Origin of the sequence: Actinomadura rugatobispora (assembly GCF_042656285.1) — a bacterium.
GTDB lineage: Bacteria > Actinomycetota > Actinomycetes > Streptosporangiales > Streptosporangiaceae > Spirillospora > Spirillospora rugatobispora.
In genome coordinates this window covers 1-17,006 of the sequence record NZ_JBHSON010000029.1, presented here as the reverse complement: position 1 = coordinate 17,006, position 17,006 = coordinate 1, and the positions used below count along the sequence as shown (strand labels likewise).

15 protein-coding genes and 1 pseudogene are annotated in these 17,006 nt (G+C 75.6%); 7 read left to right on the top strand and 9 right to left on the bottom strand.

What is annotated here, in order from left to right; all coding sequences use genetic code 11:
- Positions 1-191: 191 nt before the first annotated feature.
- The 3 genes from ACFPZN_RS21225 to ACFPZN_RS21215 all read left to right on the top strand — a co-directional run bounded on the left by ACFPZN_RS21225 (position 192) and on the right by ACFPZN_RS21215 (position 3,263).
- Positions 192-1,103: a MerR family transcriptional regulator gene (locus ACFPZN_RS21225; protein ID WP_378283797.1), complete on the top strand. Its 912-nt coding sequence runs from the start codon at positions 192-194 to the stop codon at positions 1,101-1,103.
- Between the two features lie 69 nt (positions 1,104-1,172).
- The gene (locus ACFPZN_RS21220; RefSeq protein WP_378283796.1) at positions 1,173-2,144 is read left to right on the top strand and encodes a pirin family protein; all 972 of its coding nucleotides are present in this window, start codon (positions 1,173-1,175) and stop codon (positions 2,142-2,144) included.
- A 69-nt stretch (positions 2,145-2,213) separates the two neighbouring features.
- Positions 2,214-3,263 carry a lipoate--protein ligase family protein gene (locus tag ACFPZN_RS21215; protein ID WP_378283795.1) on the top strand — a complete coding sequence of 350 codons (1,050 nt, stop codon included), beginning with the start codon at positions 2,214-2,216 and terminating at the stop codon, positions 3,261-3,263.
- A 24-nt stretch (positions 3,264-3,287) separates the two neighbouring features.
- Here the strand turns inward: ACFPZN_RS21215 and ACFPZN_RS21210 are convergent, their stop codons facing one another.
- Positions 3,288-4,097, bottom strand: coding sequence for a DoxX family protein (locus tag ACFPZN_RS21210; protein ID WP_378283794.1), 810 nt, complete (start codon positions 4,095-4,097; stop codon positions 3,288-3,290).
- A gap of 192 nt (positions 4,098-4,289) precedes the next feature.
- On the opposite strand from ACFPZN_RS21210, the gene ACFPZN_RS21205 reads away from it, so the two are divergent.
- The gene (locus ACFPZN_RS21205; RefSeq protein ID WP_378283793.1) at positions 4,290-5,714 is read left to right on the top strand and encodes a TerD family protein; all 1,425 of its coding nucleotides are present in this window, start codon (positions 4,290-4,292) and stop codon (positions 5,712-5,714) included.
- A gap of 41 nt (positions 5,715-5,755) precedes the next feature.
- Here ACFPZN_RS21205 and ACFPZN_RS21200 read toward each other — a convergent pair whose 3' ends face one another.
- Positions 5,756-6,385 (bottom strand): HhH-GDP family DNA glycosylase, encoded by a 630-nt coding sequence (locus tag ACFPZN_RS21200; RefSeq protein WP_378283792.1) that lies wholly within the window; start codon positions 6,383-6,385, stop codon positions 5,756-5,758.
- A gap of 73 nt (positions 6,386-6,458) precedes the next feature.
- On the bottom strand, positions 6,459-7,217 hold the full coding sequence (locus ACFPZN_RS21195) for a ribonuclease HII (RefSeq protein ID WP_378283881.1): 759 nt from the start codon (positions 7,215-7,217) through the stop codon (positions 6,459-6,461).
- A gap of 293 nt (positions 7,218-7,510) precedes the next feature.
- Between ACFPZN_RS21195 and ACFPZN_RS21190 the strand changes: the two genes are divergently transcribed.
- From ACFPZN_RS21190 to ACFPZN_RS21180, 3 genes are all read left to right on the top strand, one after another.
- Positions 7,511-10,147: an AAA family ATPase gene (locus ACFPZN_RS21190; protein ID WP_378283791.1), complete on the top strand. Its 2,637-nt coding sequence runs from the start codon at positions 7,511-7,513 to the stop codon at positions 10,145-10,147.
- Positions 10,148-10,193: 46 nt separating this feature from the next.
- Positions 10,194-11,297, top strand: a complete 1,104-nt coding sequence (locus ACFPZN_RS21185; RefSeq protein ID WP_378283790.1) for a DNA glycosylase AlkZ-like family protein — start codon at positions 10,194-10,196, stop codon at positions 11,295-11,297.
- An 87-nt stretch (positions 11,298-11,384) separates the two neighbouring features.
- On the top strand, positions 11,385-12,092 hold the full coding sequence (locus ACFPZN_RS21180) for a histidine phosphatase family protein (protein ID WP_378283789.1): 708 nt from the start codon (positions 11,385-11,387) through the stop codon (positions 12,090-12,092).
- Positions 12,093-12,183: 91 nt separating this feature from the next.
- Here the strand turns inward: ACFPZN_RS21180 and ACFPZN_RS21175 are convergent, their stop codons facing one another.
- The 6 genes and pseudogenes from ACFPZN_RS21175 to ACFPZN_RS21150 form a co-directional block, all read right to left on the bottom strand.
- Positions 12,184-13,047, bottom strand: a complete 864-nt coding sequence (locus ACFPZN_RS21175; RefSeq protein ID WP_378283788.1) for a 5-oxoprolinase subunit C family protein — start codon at positions 13,045-13,047, stop codon at positions 12,184-12,186.
- Entirely contained in the window at positions 13,044-13,664 is a 621-nt protein-coding gene (locus ACFPZN_RS21170; RefSeq protein WP_378283880.1) for a 5-oxoprolinase subunit B family protein, read from the bottom strand. Before ACFPZN_RS21170 ends, ACFPZN_RS21175 begins: the two co-directional genes overlap by 4 nt.
- A gap of 35 nt (positions 13,665-13,699) precedes the next feature.
- Positions 13,700-14,452 (bottom strand): LamB/YcsF family protein, encoded by a 753-nt coding sequence (locus tag ACFPZN_RS21165; RefSeq protein ID WP_378283787.1) that lies wholly within the window; start codon positions 14,450-14,452, stop codon positions 13,700-13,702.
- A gap of 79 nt (positions 14,453-14,531) precedes the next feature.
- Positions 14,532-14,900 carry a hypothetical protein gene (locus ACFPZN_RS21160; RefSeq protein ID WP_378283786.1) on the bottom strand — a complete coding sequence of 123 codons (369 nt, stop codon included), beginning with the start codon at positions 14,898-14,900 and terminating at the stop codon, positions 14,532-14,534.
- Complete coding sequence (locus tag ACFPZN_RS21155; RefSeq protein WP_378283785.1) at positions 14,897-16,669, bottom strand: TY-Chap domain-containing protein; 1,773 nt, start codon at positions 16,667-16,669, stop codon at positions 14,897-14,899. The genes ACFPZN_RS21160 and ACFPZN_RS21155 overlap by 4 nt, the downstream gene beginning before the upstream one ends.
- Positions 16,670-16,781: 112 nt before the next feature.
- Positions 16,782-17,006 (bottom strand): annotated as a pseudogene (locus ACFPZN_RS21150) (TY-Chap domain-containing protein); the annotation flags it as partial.

Genomic DNA, 17,006 nt, shown 5'->3' with positions numbered 1-17,006 from the left:
CCGATGCTTCCCTTCGCGGTGCTCAGCGCCGTTCTCGATGCCGCCGGAGTCGACTGCGGCGGGGACGCCTCCAGCACTCCGCGGGCATCGGCGCGGGGCTCGCCCTCTTGGCCGCCGCTCTGGCGGCCGTTCCGAAGGGCGGCGCGGCGGCGGGTTGAGGTTGCAGCGGGTGGAAGGTGCACAGTCGTCGCATGAGCACGAGCGCGGAACTGTTCACGATCGGGCAGCTGGCCGATCGGTGCGGTGTCCCGGCCCGGACGATCCGGTTCTGGTCGGACGAAGGGCTGGTCCCCACGGCGGGCCGGTCGGCCGGCGGCTACCGCCTGTACGACGCCGAGGCGGTGGCGCGGGTCGATCTCGTCCGGACACTGCGCGAGCTGGGGATCGGGCTGGAGGTGACGCGGGCCGTCCTGGCCCGCGCCGCCACGCTGTCGGAGGTGGCGGCCGCGCAGGTCGCCGCGCTGGACGCCGAGATCCGCACGCTGCGGCTGCGCCGCGCGGTGCTCAGCACGGTCGCCGAGCGCGAGAGCACGATCGAGGAGACGCTGCTGATGCACAGACTGGCCCGGCTGTCCGCCCGCGAGCGGCAGCAGATCATCGATGACTTCGTCCAGGAGGTCGTGGACGGCATCGCCCCGGACGCGCCGGCGATGGGCGTCGCGGAGAGCATGCGGCGGCTGCCCGCCGAACTGCCCGACGACCCGGCGCCCGAGCAGGTCGACGCGTGGGTCGAACTCGGGGAACTGGTCGCGGACGAGGACTTCCGCCGCCGCGTCCGCGCCATGGCGGTCGCCTCGGGCGGCTCGGACGAACTCTCCGTCGAGCTCGACTACCACGCGGTCGCGGAGCTCGCGGGGCGGGCGCTGGCGGACGGCGTCGCCCCCGGGTCGCCCGAGGGGCGGGCCGTCCTGGACCGGCTCGTCGCGCCGGCGGTGACCGCGGAGCAGCGGGCCCGGCTGGCCGGGGAGCTCGAACTGTTCGCCGACGAACGGGTCGAGCGGTACTGGCGGCTGCTGGCGACCATCCACGGCCGCCCGCCGCAGCCGCCCGCCGTCCCGGCCTACGCGTGGCTGATCGCGGCCCTCCGCGCGCACGCCGCCTGACGCCCGCGACCGCCGCGGCACGGCACCCCCGGACGGCGCCGTACAGTCGGGGTGGGAAGGGGTGGCAGGGTGAGCGATCTTCAGTTGCGGCCGGAGCCGGTGGTGTGCGGGGGACGGGACGGCGTCGCGGGCGCGCCGGTGCACGAGCTGCTGGCGCCGCGCCGGGTGCCGCTCGGGGAGAGCACGGTGGTGCGGAGGCTGCTGCCGAGCCTGGGGCGCCGGATGGTCGGCGCGTGGTGCTTCGTCGACCACTACGGGCCCGACGACATCGCCGGCGAGCCGGGGATGCAGGTGCCGCCGCACCCGCACATCGGGCTGCAGACGGTGAGCTGGCTGCACGCCGGGGAGGTGCTGCACCGCGACAGCGTCGGCAGCCTGCGGACCGTGCGTCCCCGGGAGCTCGGCCTGATGACGGCGGGCCGGGCGATCTCCCACTCGGAGGAGTCGCCGCGCGAGCACGGCCGCCTCCTGCACGGCGCGCAGCTGTGGGTGGCCCTGCCCGACGGGCACCGGCACGCGGAGCCCGCGTTCGAGCACCACGCCGGCCTGCCCGTCGTCACCGGCGGCACCGGGTTCGAGGCCACCGTGATCCTCGGCGAGCTGGACGGGGCGGCCTCGCCGGGCACCGCCTACACCCCGATCGTCGGCGCCGACATCGCCCTTCGGGCGGGCGCGGACGCGCGGCTGCCGGTCGAACCCGACTTCGAGTACGCCGCCCTGACCATGGCGGGCACCGTCGAGGTCGACGGCGAGCGGGTGGAGCCCGGCTCGATGGTCTACCTGGGCTGCGGGCGGCGCGAGCTGCCGCTGCGGGCCGTGGACGGGGACGGCGGGCTGGTGCTGCTGGGCGGCGAGCCGTTCGCGGAGAAGCTGGTCATGTGGTGGAACTTCGTCGGCCGGACCGGCGAGGAGATCGCGCAGGCCCGCCGGGACTGGACGGACGGCGACCGGTTCGGCGAGGTGCACGGCTACGACGGCCCGCCCGTCCCCGCCCCGCCGCTGCCGGAGACTCCGCTGAAGGCGCGCGGCCGCGTCCGCTGACGCCGCGTCCGTCGCGTCCGGGCGCGGCGCAGGAATCGGGGCCGCGGGCCGGCGGTTGGCATGGACGTGATGCACGGTGAGTACAAGGTGCCCGGCGGGAAACTGGTGGTCGCCGACCTGGAGGTGGCGGACGGCCTGCTGCGGTCGCCGCGGATCAGCGGCGATTTCTTCCTGGAGCCGGACGAGGCGCTGGAGGCCGTCAACGCGGCGCTGGACGGGCTGCCCGCCGCGCTGGAGGCGCACGACATCGCCGCCCGCGTCGAACGCGGCCTGCCGCGGGGCACGGTGATGCTGGGCGTGTCCGCGGAGGCGGTCGGGATCGCCGTCCGGCGGGCCGTGGCGCACGCCTCGGACTGGCACGACCACCCGTGGCGGCTCGTCCACGAGGGGCCGCAGGACCCGGCGCTGCACATGGCGCTGGACCAGGTCCTGGCGGAGGAGGTCGGGGCCGGGCGGCGGCCCCCGACGCTGCGGGTGTGGGAGTGGGCCTCGCCCGCCGTGATCATCGGCAGCTTCCAGTCGCTGCGCGACGAGGTGGACGCCGCGGGCGCCGCCCGGCACGGGGTGCGCGTGGTCCGCCGGATCAGCGGCGGCGGCGCGATGTTCGTCGAGCCCGGGAACACCATCACCTACTCGCTGTACGCGCCCGCGTCGCTGGTGGCGGGCATGTCGTTCGCCGAGAGCTACGCCTTCCTGGACGACTGGGTGCTGGGCGCGCTCGGGGACCTGGGCGTCAGGGCGTGGTACCGGCCGCTGAACGACATCACCTCCGACCAGGGCAAGATCGGCGGCGCCGCGCAGAAGCGGCTGGCGGCGGGGGCGGTGCTGCACCACGTGACGATGGCCTACGACATCGACGCCGCCAAGATGCTGGAGGTGCTGCGGATCGGCCGGGAGAAGCTGTCGGGCAAGGGCATCGCCAGCGCCGCCAAGCGGGTGGACCCGCTGCGCCGCCAGACCGGGCTGCCGCGCGAGGAGATCATCGAGCGGATGATCGGCCACTTCCGCGGCCGGTACGGGCTGTCCGGCGACGCGGTCACCGGCGCGGAGCTGCGGGCGGCCGAGAAGCTCGTCGCCGAGAAGTTCGGCACGCCCGAGTGGACGGCCCGCGTCCCCTGACCGCTGTTACGCCGGTCCGAGGGTTCAGGACGTGCCGCTGCCGCTCTGGTCCCGCTTCATCGGCTGGGTGTCGGACGAGCCGCGCCGCCGCGGCTTGCGGCGCCCGGCGACCAGCGTGTCGTCCTCGGTGCCCGTGCCGCCCGAGACGATGTCGGTGGCGAGGCGGGCGTCGCCCTCCGCCGGCGTGGACGGCGTGGACGAGGACCGGGACGAGGATTTCGGCGAGGTCTTTGACGAGGTCTTCGACGAGGAGCTCTTCGCGGCCTTCGGCGCCCGGGGCTTCTCCAGCGCCGGGGGCGGCGGCTCGTCGCCGGCGCCCCTCAGGGCCTCCACGAACTTCTGGCCGTCGTCGTCATCGTCCTCGTCGTCGACGCGAGCGCGTTCCGAGCGGCGGAGCCCGCGCCCGCGGCTCGTACGGCCTCCCAGCAGCCACTGGTCGGCGGTCAGCCGTCCCCCGGCCCCGGCGGCGAACAGCAGCCCGGCCAGCCCGAGCACCAGGACCAGCTCGTAGCCGTTGCGCGCGGTGCCGCCGTCCACCAGGAACAGGCCCTCGCCCGCGTGCACGAACACGAACGCGCCCGCCATGTCCACGAACAGCAGCACCCCGACGACCGGCAGCCCCAGCCCGAGGGCCAGCGCGGCGCCGCCCAGCAGCTCCGCGAACGCGGCGTACACCGCGGCGCCGGTCGGGAACGGGACGCCCAGCTGGTCGAACGAGCGTCCGGTCGCGGTGATCCCGGCCTCGATCTTCTGCCAGCCGTGCGCCATGAAGACGGCGCCGAAGCCGAGCCGCGCGAGCAGCGCCGCGATGTCGTACAGCGGCCGAGAGCGCATGCCGTCGACTCCTTTCGCGCGTGCGGGCCCGGGGTTGCCCGCACGTGAGTATGACGCTCGGCGCGAGCATCGCGCGAGCGTTCCAGGTGGGGGCGGGGGCGGGACGCGGGCGCCGGGACGGGGCGGCGCGGTCGCCGGGCGCGTCCGGAGGGCCATAGGTTGGGGGACGTCGGACGAGGAGGAGGAGCGTTCATGTCCATGCAGAAGGGCGCCAACACGCCGGTGCCGGTGCCGTCGGTCAGGGTCGAGCTGGGCTGGCAGGGCGGCCCCGGGGTGCCCGACGCCGACGCCTCCGCGCTGCTGCTCGCGGGCACCGGCAGGGTGCGGTCGGACGATGACTTCGTGTTCTACAACCAGCCGGCGCACGCGTCGGGCGCCGTGCGGCACGAGGGCAAGCAGCCAGGGCCGACCGTGCGGGACGTGCTGGCGGTGGACCTGAACGGCGTCGAGGCCGGCATCGAGCGGATCGTGATCGCGGCGTCCTCGGACGGCGGCTCGTTCGGCAAGTTCCAGGGCCTGTACGTGCGGGTGGTGGACGCGGCGGCCGGAACGGAGGTGGCCCGGTTCGACAACCCGGGGGCCACGACCGAGACCGCGTTCGTGCTGGGCGAGCTGTACCGGCGGCAGGGCACGTGGAAGTTCCGCGCGGTCGGCCAGGGCTACGACTCGGGCCTGGCGGGGCTGGCCACCGACTTCGGCATCTCCGTCGACGACGCGCCGGCGCCCGCTCCCGCCGCGCCGCCCCAGGCGCCGCCCGCGCCGCAGGCACCGCCTGCGCCGCCCGCTCCCGCCGCTCCCGTGCCGCCGCCGGCGCCCGAGCACCAGTTCGCCCCGCCCGGCCAGACCCCGATGCCCCCGCCGCCCGGCCAGTACGCGCCTCCTCCGCCCGGCCAGTTCACCCCGCCCGGGCAGCCGCCCGTGCCGCCGCCGCCCGCTCCCGCGGCGCCCGTGCCGCCGGTGGGCGGGCAGCCGCAGCAGGGGGCCGGCGGGACGATCTCGCTGACCAAGAACGCCCCCTCGGTGTCGCTGACCAAGCACGGCGCCACCGGCGGCAACATGCGGGTCAACCTCAACTGGTCCGCCAAGGAGGGCGCCGCCAAGGGCCTGCTCGGCAAGCTGCGCCGCGGTGTCGACCTCGACCTCGACCTGTGCTGCCTGTGGGAGCTCCAGGACGGCCGCAAGGGCATCATCCACGCCCTCGGCGACTTCGGCGCCCTGGACCGCCCGCCCTACGTCCTGCTCGACCGCGACGACCGCTCCGGGACGGTCAGCACCGGCGAGAACCTCACGATCAACCTCGACCACACCGCCGACTTCAAGCGGATCCTGGTCTTCGCCGAGATCTACGACGGCGCCGACGACTTCCGCGGCCTGGACGCGATCGCCACCCTGTACCCGCTGGGCGCCCCGCCGATCGAGATGCGGATCAGCGACTGCGTGGACGCCTCCCGCGACGCGGTCCTGGCGCTGATCGAGAACGTGGGCGGCGAGCTGGTGGTGCGCCGGGAGGGCCGGTTCGTCCTGCCGCCGCCCGGCCGGCCGCGCTGGGGCAAGATGTCGGTCGACCAGGCCTACGGGTGGAACCTCGAATGGGTGGCGGCGAAGGGCAAGGACTGACGGCACCCGGCCGTTCGGACCGGGGCCGGGCGGCCCCCGGTTCATCCCTTGACGGCGTCGGCGAGCTTCTTGTCGCGGGCCGTGCGGACGAGCGCGGCGGCGAAGCGGGCGATGTCCCGGTCGGGAACCTCGTCGGCGAGCCGTTTGGGGTCGGAGGGCAGGCCGAGCCTGTCGGCGCCCTTGCGGGCCTGGTCGTCGAAGTAGGGGCGGAGCCACGGCCAGACCTGCTGCGCCTCGCGGCAGAAGATGTCGACGCCGGTCGGGCCGATGCCCTTGAACTCCTTGAGCAGCTCGGCGGCCCGGTCGACGTCCCGCCCGGCCTCGATGGGCAGGCGGCGCAGGTCCCCGTTGTACTTGTCCTGGACGAGTTCGGCCATCTCGCCCAGGCGGGTCGCGGTGCTCTCGTCGTAGCGCACGTAGTGGCCGCGGCCGAGCGCGTCCACCCGCTGCTGCCAGGTGAGCCTGTTCATGCCGCGGGGGGTGCCGCCGCCGGCCTCGAACAGTTCCCGGGCCGCGGCCATGGCGATGTCCGCCGTGATGCGGGCGCTCATGAGGTTGGCCAGGACCAGCAGCTTGAACAGCGCCGCGGGTTGGTCCTTCAACGGGACCCCGGCCTCTTCGGCGTAGGTCTGGCCCGCTTCACGCATCAGCTTCTTCACGACGGCTTCCATGGAACGCACCTCCCTGTCTCCGGCGACGTACCCCCGGAGAGGGGGATGACTCCAGGGGCGCGACCTGGCCGTCCTAGAGGAGACTGAGCTGGCCCTCGCCCGCCGCCGGATCGCGGTGCTTCTTCAGGTGCCGCCAGCGGGGCAGGTCGTCCAGGTAGGACCACGACATGCGGTGGTGGGGCGTCGGCCCGTGCTCCTCCAGCGCCTTCTGGTGGACGGGGGAGGGGTATCCGGCGCTGTCGGCGAAGCCGTAACCCGGGTACTCGCCGTCCAGCGCCGCCATCAGCCGGTCGCGGTGCACCTTGGCCAGCACGGACGCGGCGGCCACCGTGACCGAGCGCTGGTCGGCCTTGATCTCGCAGCGGACCCGCCACGGCCCGCGCAGGAAGTCGTGCGCGCCGTCCAGGATCACCACGTCGGGCGGCTCGGGCAGCGCCTCCAGGGCCCGGACGGCGGCGCGCCGCAGCGCCGCGGTCATCCCGATCTCGTCGATCTCCTCGGGGGACGCGGCGCCGATGGCGTGCCCGGCCAGCCAGCCGGGCAGCATCGCGGCGAACCCCTCCCGGTGCGCCGCGGTGAGCAGCTTGGAGTCGGTGAGGGAGACGGTCCGCTTGCCGCGTCCGGGCAGTTCGGGGGGCGGGCCGAGGTCGGTGACGGCGGCGCAGACGACCACGGGGCCCGCCCAGGCGCCGCGCCCGACCTCGTCCACACCGGCGATCCGCGGCGCGCGGCGGCCGCCGCGGCCGAGGGCGGCGCACAGGTCCTCCTCGATCGCGTACCCGGCCGCTCGCCCCGGCCCGGCGGGCGGCGCCGCCGCGGGGACGGCCTCCACCTCCAGTCCGGGAAGCGCGCTCACGTCACTCGGGTGGCTCACGTCACTCGGGGCGCCCGGGTCGCTCGGGCGTGTCTCGTCGCTCAACGGGTCTCCGTGGGAAGCTCGCGGTCCCGTCGATGGTAGGGCCGCGGGGAGGCGGGAACGGCGGGAACCGCGGCGGTGGCGGCCCGGTGAATACGCGGTGACCTGCCGCGGCTCCGGGTGATCTTCGTGTCGCCGCCATGTCACGACTCGACGAAGACGCTCGGGGGAGTCCCGTAATCACGGTCACTGCGCTTTACTCGCCTTGTATGCCTGCGTTCCGGAGATCCCGTTCTCGCCCCGCGGTCGCCACCGCGGCGCGGGATCTTTTCGAGCGCCTGCGGTGGCGCTACTTCCAGATCCAGCCCGGCCTGCGCCTGCTCGGCGGGCTGCTGCTGGTCGCGCTGGTGGCGGCGGGCGCGGTGCTGCTGGAGACGCCGGTGGCCGGCACCGCCGTCGCCGCCGCGTTCACCCTGATCCTGCTGGTGGTCGTGCATCTGGTGCTGCGCTCCCCGGCCGGCATGGCCGTGGTGTCGGTGCTCGCGTGCTGGCTCGGGGCGTCGGTGCCGCTGGGGCGGCTGTACCCGCGGGACGCCGCCGGGCTCCCGGTGGACGCCGCGCCGCTGCTGGCGCTGCTCGCGGTGCCGGTCGCGTTCGTGGCGCTGCGGCTGCGCGGGTACGCGCCGTGGCGGACGGCTCTGCTGGCCCTGGCCGCCGCGGGCCTGCTCACCGCGGCCGTGGCGCAGCCGCTGCCCGTCCTGCACGTGGCGCCCGCCTGGGTGGCGGCGCTCGCCGTCCTGGCCTATCGCTGGGACCAGGCGCGCCGCTCGGTCCCGGCGGAGGCGTACGACACCGGCTGGGTCCAGGAGCAGCAGGCCGACGCGAAGGCGGACTCCAAAGGGGGCGCCATGACGGTTCCCGGTAAGCGCCCGTTCTCCGACCGCCCGCGCCGTCCCGACAACGCCGGGCCCAGGCCGGGCTCGGGCCCGGCGGCCGGGGGTGAGGGTGAGCCCGAGGACGATCCGGCGATGGCCGGGGGCGTCCCGGCGGCCACCCAGGCGGCCTACGAGCAGCGCGTCGCCGCCCAGACGGCGGAGCCCGCGACCGCACCCGCCGCGGCCGCGGCCTCGGGCGGCAAGGACGCGCCGGGCGGCGGCGGGGAGGCCCCCGAGCTCTCGGTCGCCGAGGCGCTGGCCGAACTGGAGGCGATGATCGGGCTGGAGCCGGTGAAGCGGCAGGTCCGGTCGATCGCCGCGTCCATCGAGGCCGCGCACCTGCGCGCCGCCGCCGGGGTGCCGACCGAGAAGCCGATGCGGCACTTCGTGTTCGTCGGCCCGTCCGGCACCGGCAAGACCACCGTGGCCCGCGTCCTGGCCAAGATCTTCTACGCGTTCGGGCTGCTGCCCACCCCCTCGGTCGTGGAGGCGCACCGCGCCGACCTGGTCGGGGAGTACCTCGGCGCCACCGCGATCAAGACCAACCAGCTGGTCGACTCGGCGCTGGGCGGGGTGCTGTTCGTGGACGAGGCGTACGCGCTGGTCAACGCCGCCGAGGGCCAGCCGGACCGGTTCGGCAACGAGGCCGTGCAGACGCTGCTCAAGCGGGCCGAGGACGACCGCGACAACCTGGTCGTCATCCTGGCCGGGTACGAGGCGCAGATGGGCGAGTTCCTGGCCTCCAACCCCGGCCTGGCCTCGCGGTTCGGCACCCGCGTGCACTTCCCGTCCTACCGGCCCGAGGAACTGCTGCAGATCGCCGAGTACCACACCTCCCTGCGGGACGACCGGCTGGACGAGGCGGCCCGGGAGCGGCTGGCCGCCCGGTTCCACGACGTGGAGCGCCGCGGGATCGTCGACGAGCTCGGCAACGGCCGGTTCGTCCGCACGCTGACCGAGGCGGCGGCCCGCGCCCGCGACGTGCGGGTGGTCGGGGGCGCCGCGGCCGCGCCGACCGGGCGGCGGCCCACCGCCGACGACCTGGTCACCATCCGCGCCGAGGACGTGGAGACCGCCTTCGCCGAGGTCACCGAGCGCTACCGCGGCTACGCCGAGACGCCCACCCTGGACGAGGCGCTCGGCTCGCTGGACGCGATGATCGGGCTGGCCCCGGTGAAGCGGCAGGTCCGGGAGATCGCCGCGCAGCTCCAGGTCGCCCGGATGCGGCAGGAGCAGGGCCTGGTCACCCGCCCGCCGACCCGGCACTTCGTGTTCACCGGGCCGCCGGGCACCGGCAAGACCACGGTGGCGCGGGTGCTGGGCCGGATCTTCGCCGCGCTGGGGCTGCTGGCCCGCCCGTCGGTGGTCGAGTGCCAGCGCGCCGACCTGGTCGGCGACCATCTGGGCGCCACCGCCCTGAAGACCAACAAGGTGGTCGACTCGGCGCTGGGCGGGGTGCTGTTCGTGGACGAGGCGTACGCGCTGGTCAACCCCGGTTACAGCGGCGGCGACGCGTTCGGGTCGGAGGCGGTGCAGACGCTGCTCAAGCGGGCCGAGGACGACCGCGACCGGCTGGTCATCGTGCTGGCGGGCTACGAGGCGGACATGGACCGCTTCCTGTCGTCCAACCCGGGCCTGGCCTCCCGCTTCGACTCCCGGGTCGACTTCCCCTCCTACGGGCCCGACGAGCTGCTGCAGATCGCGCAGCTCATCGCCGAGGAGAGCGGCGACCACTGGGAGGAGGCCGCGCTGAACGACCTGGCGCTGCTGTTCCAGCGGGTCTGCGGCCGGGGCCGGACCGACGAGCTGGGCAACGGCCGCTTCGCCCGCTCCGTCTATGAGAAGGCGTGCGCGTCCCGGGCGCTGCGGGCGGCGCAGCTCGGCTCGGCCGCCACGGCCGCCGATCTGACCGTCCTCACGGCCGACGACGTGCACGCCGCGTCCTCCGAGCTGGCCCACCGCCTGGCCTGAACCCCTTCCGGCGGGAATGTCGGCCGGGTGTGATGGGATGCCGCCCATGAAGGCGGTGACCTGGCCACAGGTGCTGGCATGGCGGATGCGGCGGCAGTTCCTCGAGCCGGCCGGCGGTGCCCCGGCGGCGGACGTCCCGGTCGCCGAGGTCGTGCGGCGGCTGGCGGGCGTGCAGGCCCAGGTCGCCTCGGCGGCCGCGCTGGCGGTGGCCGTCCGCCGCGCCGGGCCCGTCCCGGGCGAGGTGGCGCGGGCGCTGTGGGAGGAGCGGTCGCTGGTCAAGACGTGGGCGGCGCGCGGCACGCTCCACCTGCTGCCCGCCGCGGAGGCGCCCGCCCACCTGGCGCTGTGCGCCACCGCCCGGCACTGGGAGCGGCCGAGCTGGCAGCGGACCTTCGGCGCGACGCCCGCCGACCTGGAGGCGATCGCCGCGGCCGCCCGCACCGCCCTGTCCGGCGGTGCGGCGCTGACCAGGGAGGAGCTCACCGCCGCGATCGTCGAGGAGACCGGATCCGGCCATCTCGCCGAGGTCCTCGGATCCGGCTGGGGCACCCTCCTCAAGCCGCTGGCCTGGTGGGGCGTGCTCTGCTACGGCCCCTCCCGGAGCACGCGGGTGACCTTCGCCGCGCCCGAACGCACCGTCCCCGGCTGGACGGCGCCGCCCCCGCCCGAGGAGGCCGCGCGCACGGTCCTGCCCGCCTACCTGGGCGCGCACGGCCCCGCCACGCCCGAGGCGTTCGACAACTGGCTGACGCGGAAGGTGAGCCGCAAGAAGGACCTCAAGGGCTGGTTCGCGGCGGTGGAGGACCGGCTGGCGACGGTCGAGGTCGAGGGCGTCCCGATGCAGGTGCTGCGCGAGCACCTGGACGAGCTGCTCGACACCCCGCCCACGCGTTCGGTGCGGCTGGTCGGCGGGTTCGACCAGTACGTCCTGGGCGCCGGGACGGGCGCCGCGTACCTGGTCCCGGCCGGCCGCCGCGCCGAGGTCAGCCGCACCGCCGGGTGGATCTCGCCGGTCGTCCTGTACGAGGGCCGGGTCGCCGGAGTATGGGCGGCCGAGGACGGCGACATCGCGGTCACGCCGTTCGAGGACGTCCCGTCGGGCCCGCTGGCGGAGGAGGCCGCCCGCATGCGCGCGCTGCTGGCCTCCTGAGCGCGCTGACCGCGTTCCGGGGCGTCGGCCGCCGGTAAAACGGCCCCGGCGAAATACGGCGGACGGCCGCTGGTTAGGGTGCGAGCCGTGGCAGACCAGGAAGAGACCCCCGAAGGTCAGACCTCCTACAAGCAGCAGCCCTACAGAACCCCCGCGGGAGCGGTCGAGATCCTGCTGATCCGGCACGGCGCCTCCGCGGTCTTCTACCCCGGCAAGCCGTTCGACCTGGTCGACGGGCAGAGCGATCCCGACCTCGCGCCCGAGGGGCGCGAGCAGGCCGAGCTGGTCGCCGAGCGCCTCGGCAAGGAGCGGATCGACGCGATCTACGTGACCACGTTGCGCCGCACCGTCCAGACCGCCGCGCCCCTCGCCCGGCGCCTCGGCATCGATCCGGTCGTGGAGCCGGCGATGCGCGAGGTGCATCTGGGCGAGTGGGAGGGCGGCCTCTTCCGCGTCAAGTTCACCGAGAACGATCCAGTGGCGCTGCGGGTGCGCACCGAGCAGCGCTGGGACGTCATCCCCGGCGCCGAGCCCGCCGAGCGGTTCGAGGCCCGGATCCGCGAGGGCATCGACCGCATCGTCGCCGCACACCCGGAGGGGCGCGTGGCGGTGTTCTCGCACGGCGGCGCCATCGGGCAGGCGCTCGCCTTGGCCACCGGCTCGCAGCCGTTCGCGTTCGTGGGGCCCGACAACTGCTCGATCTCCCGGCTGGTCGTGCTGAACGGAACCTGGTCGATCCGCGGCTACAACGACATCGCCCACCTCCCGCACGCGTCCCCCGCCCCCCTCACCTGAGCCCCGCCGCTCCCGGCTCCGCCGCGCCGCCCCTCGGCACGGCGAGCCGGGAGCGGCCCGGACAGGGAGAACGGCCGGCAGGAACGCCGGCTCAGCGCGCGCCAGAGCGGGCGCGGAAACGGATGCGCTGGCCTGGACGGAGCTGCGCCGCCACCGGGATGTCCGACGCGGCCAGCACGGCGACCACCGGGTAGCCGCCGGTCGTCGGATGGTCGGTCAGGAAGAGGATCGGCAGCCCGTTCGGGGGCACCTGGATCGCTCCCGTGACCATGCCCTCGCTGCTCAGCTCACCCTGGCGCACCCGGGTGAGCGCGGGCCCGTCCAGGCGCACCCCCACGCGGTTGCTCTCCGAGGTCACCTCGTACGGGCGCGTGGTGAGCGTCGTGAGCGATCCGGGCGTGAACCAGTCGTCCCTAGGGCCGGGCAGGATGTGCAGCAGGGGGACTTCGAGCAGCTCTGGGGAGGGCGCGACGTCCACCCGGATGTCGCCCAGTCCCTCGGACGGCCCCACGGGCAGCCGGTCGCCCGTAGACAGCGGCGCGGGCCCCAGGCCCGACAGCAGATCCGTGGAACGGCTCCCCAGAACGGGCTCGACGGCCAGACCGCCCCGCACCGCGAGATAGCTCCGCAGCCCCCGCTCCGGCATGCCCAGCTCCAGGACGGCGCCCGCGCGCACGTGGCACGGCGCGTTCATCCCGAAAGGCCGCCCCTCCACCCCGAACGGGACAGACGCGCCGGTGACCGCGACCCAGGCCGCCTCCTCGAACCGCAACGCGCCCCCGCCCAACGTGAACTCGACCGCCGCGCTCCCCTCCGGATTGCCGACCAGGCGGTTGGCCAGCCGCAGCGCCCGCCCGTCGGCGGCGCCGGAGCACGGCACGCCCAGGTGCGCGTGCCCCGGACGGCCGAGATCCTGCACCGTCGCCAGCGGCCCCGGACGCACGACCTCGATCACCGATCCCCCTCCCGGACCACGAACCGGACCCGCGTCCCCGGCCGCAGCAGCGACGGCGGATCGCGCTCGACGTCCCACAGGGACAGGTCCGACCGGCCCAGGAGCCGCCAGCCGCCCGGCGACTGCGACGGGTACACCGCCGCGTACGGTCCCGCGATCGCCACCGACCCGGTGGGGACGGCGGTGCGCGGCGAGTCGCGGCGCGGCACGTGCAGCGCCGGGTCCAGGCCCGTCAGGTACGCGAAGCCGGGGGAGAAGCCCAGGTAGGCCACCGTGTACGAGGCGGCGGCATGCCGCGCGACCACCTCCTCGCGGGACAGGCCGGCGAGGTCGGCGACCACGTCCACGTCCTCGCCGTCGTACACCGTGGGGATCTCCACCGGGGCCGCCTCCCCGGCCGCCGCCTCCGGCAGCGGCAGCCCGGGGAGCCGCGCGGCCAGCCGGTCCAGATCGCACACGGCCGGGTCCGCGGTCACCAGCACGGTGTGCTCGCCCGGCACGACGTCCACGACGCCGGGGATCGCGGCGCCGCGGACCGCCGCGTCGAGCCGGTGCGAGGTCGCCAGGTCGCCGGTCTCCACCAGCAGCGCCGCGTCCCCCGCCCGGCGGACCCGCATCCGCGGCCCGCCGGCGTCCCGCTCCGCCGGACCGGTCATGCGAAGGGCGCCGCTTCCACGCCGGCCTCGGCCAGCGCCGCGCGGACGGCGCGGGCCAGATCCACCGCGCCGGGCGTGTCGCCGTGCACGCAGATCGACCGGGCGCCGAGCGAGATCTCGCTGCCGTCCACCGCGACGACCGTCCCCTCCACCGCCATCCGCACGGCGCGGCCCACCACCGCCTCCGGCTCGTGGATCACCGCGCCCGGCTCGCGCCGCGAGACCAGCCGCCCCTCCGGGGTGTAGGCGCGGTCGGCGAAGCACTCGGCCACGACCGCCAGCCCCCCGGCGGCCTCGTACATCGCCGAGCCGGGAAGGGTCAGCAGCGGCAGCGCGGGATCGTGGGCGCGCACCGCCTCGGCGACGGCGCGGGCCTGCACCGGGTCGCGGGCGACGCGGTTGTAGAGCGCTCCATGCGGCTTCACGTACGCCACCCGGCCGCCCTCGGCGCGGGCGATGCCGTCGAGCGCGGCGATCTGGTAGAGGACCTCGGCGGTGAGCTCGGGCGCCGCCACGTCCATCTCGCGGCGGCCGAACCCGGCCAGGTCCCGGTACGACACCTGCGCGCCGATGGTCACGCCGCGCTCCACCGCGCCCGCGCACACCCGCCGCATGATCAGCGGGTCGCCGGCGTGGAAGCCGCAGGCCACGTTGGCGCTGGTGATCACATCGAGCAGCGCGGCATCGTCGCCGAGCGTCCAGTTGCCGAAGCCCTCGCCCAGATCGGCGTTGATATCGATGACCGCCATGGCCCAGATCTACCACCGTCGCCGTCCGCCGCGCCGACCGGCGCGGCCCCGAAGGCCCCCTCGGCGCGGGCGGCGCGGCTCATGACGCCTCCTCGCGCAGGTCCTCGACGTCCGTGCGGGGGGCCCACGCCTGGTAGACGCCCCGGTCGAAAATCTCCAGCCCCAGCCGCTCGGCCACCGTGGCCTTGCCGCCCACGTACTCCACCCGCAGCCAGCCCTCGTACTCGCCGAGCACCACGAACCGCTCGCCGCGCCAGGTGCAGAACGTGTTGATGTACGCCAGCCGCTCCACCTCCGCCGCGGCCACCACCCGGACGTGCCGGTCGGGGGTCGCCGCGGTGAAGCCCTCGGCCGGACGGGGCAGGTAGAGGCGCACCTGGGAGCCGTCGGGGCTCGCCTCGTACTCGGTGCCGCGCCAGCGCGCGAAGTAGCCCTGCCGGACGCTCACGTCCAACCCCCGTCCCGCACCCCGGGCGCCTTCTCCGCCACCGGCGCGGACCCTGCGGCCGGACGCCCCGTCCCGGTCGCCGGGTCGGCCTCCGCCCGGCGGGCCGCCGGGACCGGACGGGCGGCGCCGGGCGGGCTCACGCCGGGACGCAGCAGCCAGCGGCGCAGGTCCGCGTCGTAGCCGCCGAGCAGCGTCTCCCGGCCGGACCGCTCGATCCGGTACATCTCCGCGCCGTGCGGCAGCCGCTGACTGTCGATCTTGAACTCGGGGATCGCCGGGCCCTCGCCGGGCGCGTACCCCGAGCCGGGGAACGGCGCCTTCTCGATCACCCAGCCGCCCGGGACCAGGCCCATGCTCCACTCGTCGATCCCGCCGAGCGGCTTGCGGAACAGCGCCGGCGTGATCGCCGGCCAGCGGATCACGTGCACCGAGTCGTCCACCGGCCGGAACGGCGTGCCGTCGTACACGAGCCCGAGCCCCCGCACCAGCTTGGCCGGGGTGTTGAGGTCGCGGACGTCCTGCAGCCGGTGGACGTAGCCGGCGACCAGGTCGTAGCCGCCCTCCAGGTAGTGGGCGACGTGCTCGGGCCGGATGACCTTCTGCATCACGGCGATCTCGGGCGGGGCCGCCGGTCGCGTCTCAGGGCCCTCAGGACGCCCGGGGGCGTGCTCGGGTGCGGAGACCCGGGGCGGCCGCTGCTGGGGTGGCTGTGGCCGTTCTGGGGGCGCTTGTTCGGGTTTGTGGGGAGTCGGGTGCCCGTTGTCCCGGCCCAGCGGCTCCGCGGCCGGCTCCCGGGACGGCTCCGGCGGCTTCTGCGGCATCGGCGGCTGCGGCTGGGGCTGCGGCTGGGGTTGCGGGACGGGGCGCGGCGCCGTGGGCGCAGGCGGGAGGGCGGTCGCGTCCAGGTACGCGGCGCTGGGCAGCCCCGGGTTGATCGCGAGCTGCCATTCCGGGTGGGGCCACTGCCGGACCAGCTCCTCCAGGAACGCCCGCCGGTGGTGCACGGCCTGCCCGCGCAGCGAGCGGCCCATCGCCTCGGGCGAGGTGAACGCCAGCACGAACGTGTCGTCGCCGAACCGCGCGGTCGCGAACTGGTGACCGTCGCCGTCGTCGTAGGTCGGGTCGGTGGGGGAGGGCAGGTAGAGCACCGTGCGCGCGAGCAGGCCCAAGTAGGCGTTCTGGTCGCCGTGCTCGCGCGCGGCCGCGAGAGCCGCCTCGAGCCTCCCGGCGGCCGCCCCGGACGCCGCGGACGCCTCGTACCCGGCCGGGGGCAGGCCCCCCTCGAACCCCGGGGCGGCCTCCTCACCCTCCAGGGCGGCGCGCGGGATGCCCAGGCCGGGCAGCGCCAGCGGGCCGCCGTCGCTGTAGCTGGCCTGGTGGACCAGGTCGAGCGGGGAGCCGACGCCGTACACGTCGCGGAACGCGGCGACCATGCGCCCCGCCAGGGCCGCGCACCGCTCCGCCTGGTCGGGCACCGTGCGCCCGGACCGTTCGACCAGCGGCACGTGCGACCACCAGTTCTGCGCCGCGGGGTCCTCGGGCGGCTCCCAGCCGATCACGGTCAGCCGGCGCTCCTGGCGCGGCGCCAGGGGGCGCGGCAGGAAGGCGCTGCCGACCGCCTCGGCCTCCAGCGCGTCCCGTGACCGCAACGCCTGGACGTACGGCAGCCCGCCGGTCCCCTGCACGATCAGGAACGCCTGGACCGGCAGCCGCATCAGCTCGATCGTCAGCCGTTTGGCGAAGTCGTTCCAGTCCAATCGCGGGCCCAACTCTCGCGTCCGTGGTGGTGTGCGTACCCGACGGTAGCCGTCCCGGCGCGCGCGTGCCGGGCCGACCGCGGTCAAGCGGAGGTCGAACGGGGTCGAACAGGGGCGTACCGGGTCAGTCGCTGCGCGGCGCCGGGAGCGCGTCGGCGCGGACCGTGGTCCAGGAGCCGGTGACGGCGTCGAAGACCGCCACCGGGACGGCGGCCTCGGTCTCGTCGCCCTCGCCGTCCCAGCGCCACAGGCGGGTGCCGGGCGCGGGCCGCAGCGGGATCCCCGAGGAGATCTTCGGGACCGCGGGCGGCGGCGGAGCGGGCCGCGCGTGCTCGGCCGGCGGCGGCAC